Origin of the sequence: Burkholderia stagnalis (assembly GCF_039848545.1) — a bacterium.
GTDB lineage: Bacteria > Pseudomonadota > Gammaproteobacteria > Burkholderiales > Burkholderiaceae > Burkholderia > Burkholderia stagnalis.
Map to the genome: position 1 here is coordinate 2,679,298 of NZ_CP156685.1, position 12,798 is coordinate 2,692,095.

Sequence of the window (12,798 nt, forward strand, 5' to 3'; positions counted from 1 at the left end):
GTCCCGAGTTGGACACCGGTAAATAACCCTTCACCGTTCCCCGCCGTCTGGCGTACACCTGGAAGGGCCTGAAGGCCTGCAGTCGCCTCCTTGCCCAACACGGCGTCAAGCACACCCGAGACGATCTTTCCGCCAGCCCACCCGAGTGCTATGTTCTCGAGAGGATATACCGGGGTCACCGCACCACTCGGTGTTGCCGCTTGATGGATGAGGTCATGCGCAAATCCTGCCACCTGCTGATTCGTTGGACCGTTCGGATCGACGTAATACTGTGATCCGATCCCAGCCGTTTGAGGCGTTTGTCCCGGCGCCAGCGCATGGGTCGTTCCCCCCGGCGTACCGAAGAGCGTCGAGTCGTTGAATTGAGCGCTGGTCGACTGGAACGTCTTCACTGTACTGCCGTCTGCCACGATCGGGCCTGTGCTCCCCGAAATCGTATAACCGGACATCTGGTTGATCGCCTTTTGAGCGATCTGCAGATTCTGCCTAAATGTGTCGAGCGCCTGCGAGTTGCCAGACGCTTGAGCAGCCTGCACTAACTGGATTTCATATTGCGTGAGCTGTGTCTGTGCCTGCGCGTCTACCTTCGCGCCTGCCGCCAACGTCAGCATGTTGGTCCAGTAGTCCGCCAGCGTCGCTTGATCAGCCGGTGTCTTGCCGTTCGCCGTCGCGATCCCCTTCGCCACAGTGGAAATCATGGTGCGTTCTTGCGGGTGCAGTTGGCGATTGAACAGATCCGCGCTCAACGCACCATTTGCGCCGCTCATCGCACCAGCCGAGCCGCCCAGCAAACCGCCCGCCGCCGCACCAGCCAGCCCCGATGCCGCATTCGCCAACAACGTGCCGCCCAGTGTATCGCCGAGCGCGTTCCCAACGGCGTTGCCTGCCATGTCACCGGCTACCGTGCCAGCGACCGCCCCGGCCACATTTCCACCGCCCATCGCCGCACCGATTGCGGCTATACCGGCGTGTGATGCGATCCGGGCTGCGCCATCGTTACCCCACAAAGCTTCCTGCTGTTGCGCCGCCGTGAAATCGGCCTGCGCCTGTGCCATCCCGGCTGTATCTCCGGCGGCACTAGCATTGGCGTATGCCAGTCGGGCCTTGGTTTCGTCTGCAATTGCCTTGTTCTGCAGCGCGTTCGCGACATCCCCCACCACCTGCATCCCAACTTGGCCGACCGATTGCTGGACCGCCATGTCGTTCTGCACGTTCTGCGCATTGAACGTGTTCTGTACCGCACCGTTCGCATTCGCCGTGTCGCGGCTCAGCCCAGCAGTGCTGTCGTGTCCGGTACCCGTGTCACCGCGTACCGTGATCTTCCCAGGACTGACAGCCGCATAGGTCGTCCCCGACGCGTCGCTGCTCGTGCCAGCTGCCGAGAATCCGCTTGGCCCCAGGCCCTGCGAATTCAGCGCTCCCGTTGTGTTGTTAGCGCCCTGCTTGACAGGCGTATTGAGATTCACGCCGCCCGGCGTGCTGTTCCCGAATCCACCGCTCGCGCTGACGCCCATCGTATCGCCCGAGTAAGACGCGTGGTTCTCCAGATTCGAATAGCCAAGCGTCTGCGTCGACAAGCTGTTCTTATCCGGCGTCGCCGTGCTGGCGATCACGCCACCGTCGAGCTGCGTATGGTTCCCAACGTTCACGTTATACCCGCCGGTACCCGCATAGATGCCGCTTTGCTGGTTCACCGATTGATAGTTCGCGTTGATGTTCTGCTCGCTCGCGCTCGCGCTGCCGCTGACCGTCTGGCCATAGCAGAACGGCGGCACGCAAATACTTGCCTGGAATCCGGCGCTCGATTGCTTGCTGTCGTAGGTGCTGGTGTCTTGCTGGCTCTGGACGTTCAGGTCGCGCCCGACACTCGCGTTGACCGCATTGCCCGACACCTCGGCTCCACGCAAGTTCGTATCGCGTCCGCTCGTAATCGACAGCGTATCGCTCGCGTTAATCTGCGTATCCCGATTCGTCACACTGTTACCGTTCGCATGGCCGTGTGCCGTGCTCGCGCCAAGCTCAAGCGTGAAACCATTCTGCTGTCCGCCGAGAGCGGCTCCGACACCGATACTCCCGCTGCTGCTACTGTTGCTGCTCGACTGCTGGCTAGTATCCTTCGCGCTTGTCAGGTTGATATCGCGCGCCGCGCTCAGCTCAACGTTCTGCGCGCTAATCTGCGTCCCGCTGGCATTGATGTCACCGTCGGTCGCAAAGCCATTCGCATCCTTGGCTCCGCTCCCCGTTGCAATCAGCGTTGCCTTACCGCCAGCATGCAGCGTGCTCCCGTCGTTGGCGACCGAGCTCGATTGCGCTTCGCTGTGGCTGGTACCGCCGCCAATGCTGACCGTCGCCTTGACCAGTGCCTGATTCGTTGGCTGCCCGTTACTCAATGCACTACCAACTTGATATGCGTTGTATGCGGCAAGTCCGGCCTGTGCCTTGTCGAGCGCCGCCAACCGCGAGTCGCCGCCGCGCGCCGGTTGGCCAAACGCCTGATTCGCCTGCGCAATTGCATTGCCAACAGCGCCGCCAAGCGCAACACTCACGCCGAACTGGCTCGAATCCTGACTCATCCGGCTCTGCGTTGCGTCCGTTCCCGGATCGAGATTCAGGTTCTTGCCGATCAGCGTCAAATCCTTACCCGCACTCAGGTCGGAACCTGCCACCGTAATGTCCTGCTTCGCATCGAGCGTCACGTTGCCGTTGCCGCTCACAATCTGGCTGCGCATCGTGCTCTGCGTTTGCGACGACGTGTCCTGCACGCTATGGCTATTCGCCACACCGACCGAAAAACCGGTCGCCGTGCCGTTGCTACCGAGGCTGCCAACCTGGTGGCTACTCGATTCCTGGTGCGTCACGTTGGTTTCGAGCCCCGCCAGTACATTGATCGCGCCCTGCGTAGCGACGAGATCGACGCCCTGCGTTCCGCTGATGCCCGACCCGACGACGTTAATGTCGCCCGTCTTGCTCTTGATGACAACGCTATTGCCAGTGACCGACGACGCCGTTTGCTGGGTCATCGTCTGGCTGCCGTCCGAATTGCTCCGGCTCGCGTTGTACGGTGACGGACTGTTCCCGCCACTGTTGGCCGTGCCGCCGATCCAGCGAGCGACGTCTCCAAGGCTCGGCGTCGACAGTAGCGCGAGGCTCGTGCTGGAACTGCTCGACGACGTACTCTGCCGAAGCTGATCGGTCGACGCCTGCAACGTCACGTCGCGGTTGGCATCCAGCGTCGCCGTACCGCCAGCGCTGATCGCGGAGCCAATCACGGCAATATCGCCGTCCACGGTGTTCCCATTCGCATCTTTCTGCGCACCGCCGGTCGCTTTCACGGTCACGTTGCCGCCGCCACGCACCGTGCTTCCCGCATTCGTCAAACTCGACATGTCGGTCGTACTGCTGCTACGGCTCCGACCGTACGTCACCGAAATCGACGGCACATCGGCCGCACTTGCGCCGATTTCGGTCAGCACCGATTGGCCTCGCTGGAAACCGTTGCCCGAGGACGCATCCGCTTTCAGGTTGCGCACCGTATCAAACGGCGTACCAGTGACCGCCACCGTCAACCCGCTCGAACGCGCTTCTTGCTGATCGTGCGATTGCGCACGGTCCTGTCCCGAGTCGATCGTGACGTTCTCGCCAGCAATGCTGATGTTACCCGTCGCGCCCTTGACGTCGCCCACCGCCTTGCCGGCGACCACATCGCTGCCGCCGATATGAACGTCCTTGCCAGCCGACACCTTCACGTTGCCTTCGACGCTGCCGACGGAGCTGCGTGATTGGCTTTGCGTCGTCGAAGTTGCGTTATATCGATCGCTCTTTTCGCTCGATCCGATCGTGATACCCAGACCACCCGAGCCGGACAGGCCCGAATGCTTCTCTTGGTGATACTCGTTGTCCTGATACGTGTTGGTTGCTGCAGTGATGTTGACATTGTCCTTGGCCGACAGTGCCACATCGTGCGTCCCGACAATGGAGCTACCGGTGACGTTGATGTCTTTCCCGCTTACGACCGTTACGCCGTCGGCCGAGATCGTGCTGCCATTGGCATACGTGGTGGTCTGATCAACCCGGTTTGTCGCGCTCGCATGACTTGCGACGCCACCGTGGTCGTGCGATTCGTCCATGTTCGACACATGGGTTTCGGTCACCGCGCCGACGTTCACGTTGCCGACTGCCATCAGGCCCACATTGCCCTGATCAAGCGAGATCGTGCTTCCGATGACGTTGATGTCCTTGCTCGAAGCAACGTTCACGGTATTGCCGCTATGCACCGTCGTGCCAACCACTGTCTGATCGGACGTGTGCAATGTTTCCGAATAGCTGCCGTGGTGATCGCTGCCCGAACTGTTGCTGCCGACCGTCGAGGTCGTGCTCGCCGCGCCAAGCGTGACATTCCCCTTGGCGGCGATCGTGCCCCCGTTGCCCAGGTTGATTTGCGCGCCGGCTGCGGTCAGATCGCCATTCACCCCGATCATCGACACGCCACCAATATTCACAGCGCTCCCAACCACACCGTTGATGTCGGTATTCGATACGCCATTCGCGCGCTGCACGATCTTGTGTTCGCCGACTTGCTGCGTACCGAGGTCGTAGTTCCCGCCAACAAGCAGGCCGAGATTCCCGCCAACTGTCAGCGCACCCGCATGCTGTTCAAGGTTGCCGCCGGCGATGATCGCCGCGTCGCCCTTGACGTCGAGTTGAGCAATCGGCCCAAGCGTCGTCTTGACGCTCGTCGCACCGTCGCGGCTTACCTGGGTGTCGGTATTCACCGCGCTATTGAGAATGAGATCACCGCCTGCGTTCAGGTTCAAGCTACCCGCCTTGACCTTCGCCGATGTGAGATCGACGTTGCCATCCGTCTTCAGCGACATAAGACCGCCGCTTTGCAGCGCACCGAACGCGTTGTCGATCTGCTTGCCTTGAATCGACAACGAATTGTCCGCCTTTAGCGTGCCGCTGTTCGCGAAGTTCTGCGCGTCCTTCAGATCGATGTCGGTGGCGGTGATCAGCGGACCATTGACGTTCTGCTGGTTCGCCTGTGCCAGATACACGACCGGCACGAGCACCGACTGACCGTCGACCACGCGCGTTTCCATCATGATCACGTTACCGGTCAGCTTTGATACCTGCTCGGGAGACAAGCTCGCGCCCAGCGGCAGATTAAGCGACTTCTCCAACGATGCACCCGCCGCCATAAGCTGCTGATACATCGTCTGAAGATCCGTGTACGGACCCAATACCGCGCGGCCAGTCAGCGCCGTCACCTGATTGCGTACAAGCTGCTGTTCATAGAAGCCGTCACCCAAGCGCTTCGGAATGTGGGTGAGGTCAACCCCGATCTGACCGAAAAAGTAGTCGCTCGAAATGAAGTTCTTCTGGTTCGTGAACGCCGGATTCGTCTCGATCACGTAGCTCGCATTCGGCGACGGATTCGGCCGGTACAAGCCACCCTGTGGAATCGTCAGGTTGTTCAGCACGTTCAACGCAGTCGCGCTTGCAATGATCCGATCGACCGGTGTTGAGGTGCCGCCACGCACCGGCGCCGCCGACTGGGCGCCCGCGCCCGCGATCGTTCCTCGAACGGCGCCACCAGTCGTTGCCGAAGCCGTTGCATTGCCATTGAGCGTGGCAGGCGTCACCGTCGCCCCCGAACCCGCCGCTGCGCCATTGAGCGAGACCGGCGTCAAACCCGTGACCGATTGACCGGGCAGCAGGCCGAGCGACGGAAGCGATGCGTTGCCTGCGGTATTGTTGATGCTCACGCCCGTGCCGGAAATCGTGCCATTCGAACCCAAGGTCGAATCGTAGGCCGGCAGACGGTAGGTCTTGACGTCTGCTGGCGCGACTTGGGTATAGCCGCCCGGCCGGCCCGTCACGAACGGGGCGTTGCCAAACGGCAATTGCCAGTTATATTCGCTGCTGTCGTAGTTGTTGTAGTGGTACTGGCCCGAGTACGTCACCGTCACGGTCGGCGCCTGCTGGCCCGTTGCCGCCCAACCGTTGCCGTCATAGTTTTGCGGCAAGTTGAGGTTGCCAACGGCCGTGATGCTGCTCCAGTAGTTTTGCAGGGTACCGGTCGATGTTGCGTTAAGACTGCCGCCCGACACGATTTGCGCAGTCGGGCTCAATGCCGTGACCGTGTTCCCCACAGCCGTTCCAGTATAGGTCGTGTAGAAGTACCCGCTGTTCCACTGGCCGCCGTGCGGCGGATCAATGTACATACCGCCCGGCTGGGCGATCAAGGCGGCTGTTATGGCCGGTGTGAGGTTGGAGGGCCCGAGACCGGCGATCATCTGTCCCCCTCCCGCGCAATTCACCGCGAAGTACGATGCGCAACCTGACAGGCTAATGCCGTATTGCGCGAGGGCCGCCGGATCAACGTTACTCGTGCTTCCCGAGGTGCTCATCACACGACGCGTGCTCGTCACCTTGTCGGCGTGCAGCTCCATATCACCGCCGGACTGAATCAGAGCGGATACGTTATTGATCAGCGACGCGTTCGTATAATTGCCGCTCGCGTCCTTGCCGCCCGCGAGCACGACCTTACCCATCCCGAAAATCGCCGTCGTTGGCATCGAATCGGTCGCCGTCGCGTCGTCACGGTTTTCGATGTCGTGCGCGAGAATTTCAAGCTTGCCGTTGCTATCCGATGCGCCAATCAACGCCGTCGACCCGACGTTCGACACCGTGCCGGTTGCGTTGAGCGAAACGCTCCCTCCCACCAGCGACCCGGTATTGGAAAGATTGCTCGATTGCGTATGCAGCAGTCCACCGGCCGACAACGCGCCCGAATTGACGATATTGGCCGCGTTGATGTTCAGGCCATTGATGGTTTGGAAACCCGCGTTGTTGGTGAACGTGCCGGGCAGCGCAAAGGTAAGATCGTTACCGACGTTGAACTGCGTATCCGGCGTTGTCGTGTAATCGCCTTGCAGGTTCACGCGTACATCGTGCGCTGCGCTATACGCGCCACCGCCTTGCAGTGTCGGAGCCGTGATCGTCAGGTCGCGCGTGGAGCTGATTTGCCCGTTCGTGTTCGTGATTGCGGCGCTCGCCGTCACATCTACGTCGCCGCTCGAATTCGCGACGCTGCCGATTTGCCCGCCGCTGTTGTCCAAGGTCGCCCCTTGAACATGGAGGCTCGTGCCGCTCAACTCCCCGCCTTGCGTGTTCGAAATCGATGTCGCGCTGATCGTAACGTCGCCGTTACCGGTGATCGCGCCCATGCCCGACACGTTGCCCGCGCGGCTGTTCGTGATCTGGCTGCCGCCCTGCACGGTCATCGCGCCCGTACCGAGGTCGGTAATGGCCCCGTCGGCGTTGTTGACCGATCCGGAATGAACCGCGAGCGTGCTCGTGTCGCCCGCCGTCGCCTGACCGGCCTGAACGTGCCCGGCCTGGTTCACCAGCGCGCCGCCGTTCGTCAACGACAGAGACGCGCCCGCACGCACCAGCCCTCGTGCGTTGTTCACGTCGCCCGCAACCGTCGCCGTCACGCCGCCCTGTGCCGCAAGGATGCCGTTCGAGTTGTTCCAACTGCTCGCGTCGACGACCGCCTGGCCTTTGGTGACAATGGTTCCGCCTGCATTGTTCAGCGCACTCGCGCCGTTACCCGGCGCGATTGTCAGCGTCCCGGTACCGGCATGCGTGATCGTGCCGCCTGCATTGTTCAATTGGCTAGCGGCCAGCGTCAGGTCAGTACTGTTCGTTTGAATCACGCCCGCTGCGGAGTTGTCGAGCGAGCCGCTGACGTTGACAGCCATGGCCGACGAGCCATATTGCGTGATCGTCCCGCCGTGGTTCGTCAAGTTCGGCGTGGTCAACGCAAGTTGGTTGGCTTCGAGCTTGCCCCTGCTGTTGTCGATCGTCGAATCGGCCGTCACGGACAGGTTGGACGCACTGACCGTTCCGCTCTGGTTCGTCATCGAGCCCGTGTGGATCGACGCATTCGTGCTCGCGCCAATCTGACCGCCGTCATTCTCCAGCGTGCTGCTGAAAATGCCGAGGTTGGCACGGGACTGCAATTTGCCGTTCGTATTGTTCAACACGCCGCCGACCGTCGCCGTCAACCCGGATTTGCCGTTGATCAATCCCGACGTATTGTTCAGCGCGGCCGAATGCTCCACGACGCTACCGTTGCTTGCAATCGACCCACCGACGTTCGATACCGATCCCGCTGCGTTTCCAAGCGTCAGCGTGCCGCTGCCGGCATGCGTAATCGTGCCGCCATCGTTCACGAGTGATGCAGGAGAGAGCGTCAGGTCCGTACTGTTGGTTTGTAGCGTGCCGCCATTCGAATTGTCGAGCGTGCCGCTGACATCGACAGCCATGGCCGACGAGCCGAGTTGCGTAATCGTGCCACCGCGGTTCGTGAGATTCGACGCGCTCAACGCGAGCTGATTCGCTTCGAGCGAACCGTCATTGTTGTCAAACGTCGAGTCGGCCGTCACCGACAGGTTAGGCGCAACGATCGAACCGCTCAGGTTCGACATCGAGCCCGTGTGGATCATCGCGTTCGCGCTTGCGCCAATTTGGCCACCGTCGTTCGTCAGTGTGCCGCTGGAAACGGCAAGGTCCGTACTGGACAACAGCTTGCCATGCGTGTTGTTCAATGCGCCGGCGATCGTCGCTGTCACCCCGGCTTGGCCATTGATCGCCCCCGACGTGTTGTTCAGCGAACCGCTTTGCGCGACGACTCGCCCGTTGCTCGCGATCGAGCCGCCGACGTTCGACATCGAACCAGTACCATTGCCAATCGTCAGCGTGCCGGTACCCGCATGCGTAATCGTGCCGCCATCGTTCACGAGCGAAGCCGGAGTCAGCGTAAGGTCGGTGCTGTTCGTCTGAATCACACCGGCTGCCGAGTTATCGAGCGAGCCGCTGACGTTGACAGCCATGGCCGACGAGCCATATTGCGTGATCGTGCCGCCATGGTTCGTCAGATTCGGTGTGGTCAACGCGAGCTGGTTGGCTTCGAGTTTGCCGCCGCTATTGTTAAGCGTCGAATCAGCCGTCACCGACACATTGGACGCGCTGACCGATCCACCCAGGTTCGTCATCGAACCCGTGTGGATCATCGCGTTCGTAGTCGCGCCGATCTTGCCGCCGTCGTTCGCGAGCGTGCCGCTAGCGATGCCAAGGTCCGTATTGGACAGCAGCTTGCCGTTCGTATTGTTCAGCACGCTACCGACCGTGGCCGACAGGCCAGCTTGGCCGCCGATCGAGCCGGACGTGTTGTTCAGCGTGGCCGATTGCGCCTCCACGCGCCCGTTGCTCGCGATCGTACCGCCGACGTTCGACACTGATCCCGTGCCGTTGCCGAGCGTAAGCGTGCCGGTGCCCGCATGCGTGATCTTGCCGCCGTCATTGACCAGCGACGCGGGAGCGAGCGTCAGGTCGCTACTGTTGGTTTGCAGCGTGCCGCCGCCGGAGTTGTCGAGCGTGCCGGACACGTTCACGCCCATCGCGCCGGTGCCGATCTGCGTGATCGTGCCGCCGTGATTCACGAGGTCGGTCGCGTTCAACGATACCTTGTCGGCCTTCACAGCGCCCGCGCTATTGTCGAGGGCTGTGCCGCTCAGTGCCGCCGTCTGAGCGATAATCGAGCCGCCGCTATTGATCAGGCGCGCACCCGCATCGACCGCCACATTTTGCGTAGCCTGCAAAGCGCCACTGCTATTGTCGATCGATTGTCCCGAGACATGCAGATTCGTATTGGACGTCATCGTCCCGCGGTTGGCCACGTTGCCGCCGCGCACGGTGACGTCGCCGTTGCCACCGATCACGCCGCCCTGCGCGCCGTTTGCAGTCGTGCCCGCTGCGTTGGTCAACTGGCCGCTGGTCGTCACGGAGAGGCCGTCGCTGTTGAGCGACGTAATCCGACCCGCCGTGTTGTCCAGCGACACACCGGCCACCGTCATGCCAGCGGCGCTTTGAACGGTGCCCCGGTTGTTCGCGATGGCGCCGCCACGCACGTCCGCCGTGCTTTCGGATACCAGTTCGCCGGACTGGTTGGTGATCTGGCCTGCGACGTTGACCGACAGCTGCCCCTGCGACGACACCTTGCCGCCCTGGTTCGACAGGTTGCCGCCGGTCAGCGTCGTGCTGTTGCCGCTCGACAGGCTGCCGTGATCGTTGATCACGGTGCCCGATGCGTTCGCCTGAATGGCGCCTTGCGCGCTCGTCGTCGCGTTCGACAGATTCACGTCGCCGGCCGTCGCGTTCAGCGACAGATTGCCGTTCGCGGCGGTCTGGCTGCCGGCGAGATTCACACTGCCGCCGGTCAGCGATGCGTTACCGCCCGCCACATTCTGGCCGGTCGCGGTCAGTTGGCCCGACGCACTCAGGTTCAGGTCACCGCTGTGCGCGACGGAACCGTCGTTGTTCACACCCGCGCCGAGCGTGCCAGTCGAGTTGACACTGCCGGCGTTGACCGTCGCATTCTGCTGCGCCGCGAGCGTCCCGCTGTTCGTCAGATCGGCCGCAGTGTTCGCCGACAACGATTGCTGCGCATACGTGGTGCCGCTATTCTGGATGCCGCCCGAGGCCGACATCGCGAGGTTGCCGCTTGCCGTGGTCTTGCCCGCGAGCACGAGCCGGCCGTCCGATTGCAACGTCAAATCGCCTGCCTGCGCCGCGATCGTCCCTGCGTTCGCGACACCAACGCCTGCGGAGTTGCCAACCAAAAACACCCTATTGGCATACATGCCGCCTAACTGAGCCACGTCAATCGCGACAGCAGGAGCAGGACCGTCACCGGCGATCTGCGTCGCGGCAAGCGTGTCGTGATTAACCTGGTTCGTACCAGCGATTACATTGAGATTCTTCGCATAGATCGCGGCATTAGCCTGTACAGCACGGGCGATGATGTCGGTCTGATCAACATTCGAGGTATCGAGGCCCGCACCTTGCACGGTTACAAGGCCGCGATTGACATTGAAGCCCGTCAACGACCCGTCCGCGCCAAACTGCGGCACGCCGGTTGTCAAGACCGCGCGCGAGGTATTGATGAACCCGCCACCGTCCACGACGATACCGGCAGGGTTGGCCAGCACGATCTCCGCGCGGCTGCCCGCAATCTCCACATATCCCTTGATCTGACTAGCCGCGGTGCTGTTGACCTGGTTGACGATGATGCGCGCCGCCTGCCCCGCACTCAGGTTCGGGTTGCCGTTGATATAGCCGGCCTGCTGCGTGTTGACGATCGTCGACGCGTTGTTCAGGATCGCGCCGTTCTTCTGAACGTCGAACTGGTTATAGGTGTTCAGCGACACGCCGGCAGCGCTCGGCGTGTTGATGTTGACTTGCGGCAGGCCGTTGGGCGTCTGCACCACCGCGGGCGCGTGAGCCCCTCCGCCGACGATCTGCGCATTCGCCCAAATCGGATTCATGCCGGCCGCGACCAGCGCGCCGAATGCAGTAACCCGTAACGCGAACTTCGCTGCCGGATGCTCGCCGCCCCGCTTGGCGACGCGGCGAGTCTCGCCCGTATTTGTTTTCCCCGTCCTGCCGGCCGTCTCTTCGACTGCAACCAGCATACCGCGCACGCGGCTGTACACCAGCCGATATTGGTTCTTGTTCATGATTTTGGTCTACTCGCGATTTTTTGTTTCGATCCGCTCTCACGGCATCGAACATCGCTGGAATCTAACTGAAACGTAGAAAGTCAGCGTCAAAGAACGTCAATCGTTGCCCGGTTGAAACAGTTCGTTCGCGCCGAAGCTCCAACACGGGCGCTCGCCCCGCTACCCCGACCGTGGCAAGTTACATATTGCGTCGTCCGCAACTATGGGCGCCATTGTAATGACAATCCGCGCGAATATTACCTCACCCATCACCTCAAAAATCCCTGACAGAATTGCGAGGGCGAATTGGCGCACAAACGATAATCAACTTTCTTTCAACCACATATCACCTTCCTGAGCCTGGCCAGCTATTGCCGCTCCGTCGATGCATTTCCGCGTCGGCGCACTTCGCTCAGGAGTTTCCGTGATCTCTGATCCCCCTACCTGCGGCTCGCCGGTGGCGCGAATGCGATGATTCTCGATCCGCAGGTCGTCGACGTCGGATTCGTCGCGGTCTGCGATCGCGATACATCGTCGGCGCGTGCGAATCTCGCGCCCGCCGCGTCCGGCATGGTTGTTAACAATCAGAAACTTGACGATATATCGACATGGTTGATCATCCGATGCGACGGGCACCGTTTCACGTTTCCAACGACGAGGTTCGCCAGATTCCGATCGCAGCCGCCAGCATCCACGACTCGATTTTATCGTGACGCACATGCGGCCAATCCCGTGACCGGGGCAACATTGCCTCTCGACAATTCGACCGACGGCCATAAAGTAAAAAAGCGCCAAGTCCGTAGGACCTTGGCGCTTGTCGATCACGCGGATCTGACCGTTTGGAATTCAATACGCGCCTGCTCCAGCATCCACGCTTCGATCTTGTCGTGCCACATTCAGAGGCGATCGAATGACCGTCGACGGTAGTGCTTCTCGACGATCGCGGATGCCTGATCTTCTTAGATCTGCGGGACGATACTGAGAGAGTCGCATCGACTCCGGCTACAAACTGGACGTCGGGGAAGTGAGTAAACGGCTGCGATCGGCATGGATCGAGGTAGACCAGAGATGCCTACATTGCACCTACATAGAAATGCTAGAGGCTGAATACCCACCTCAAAACAACACCTAACTCATTGATTTGACTGGCCCGCCCTACACGATTCGAACGTGTGACCTACGGCTTAGAAGGCCGTTGCTCTATCCAACTGAGCTAAGGGCGGTCCGGGGA

At 61.3% G+C, this 12,798-nt stretch carries 1 protein-coding gene, 1 tRNA gene and 2 pseudogenes; all 4 read right to left on the minus strand.

Annotated elements, in window-relative coordinates; all coding sequences use genetic code 11:
• Positions 1–1,130 precede the first annotated feature (1,130 nt).
• Positions 1,131–11,378: pseudogene (locus ABFO07_RS12365) on the minus strand (hemagglutinin repeat-containing protein); the annotation flags it as partial.
• A gap of 144 nt (positions 11,379–11,522) precedes the next feature.
• Positions 11,523–11,585, minus strand: a pseudogene (locus ABFO07_RS34705) (ESPR-type extended signal peptide-containing protein); the annotation flags it as partial.
• A gap of 306 nt (positions 11,586–11,891) precedes the next feature.
• Entirely contained in the window at positions 11,892–12,203 is a 312-nt protein-coding gene (locus tag ABFO07_RS12370) for a hypothetical protein (RefSeq protein ID WP_155634448.1), read from the minus strand.
• 510 nt (positions 12,204–12,713) lie between these two features.
• Positions 12,714–12,790 (minus strand) — tRNA-Arg (locus tag ABFO07_RS12375).
• Between the last annotated feature and the right edge of the window lie 8 nt (positions 12,791–12,798).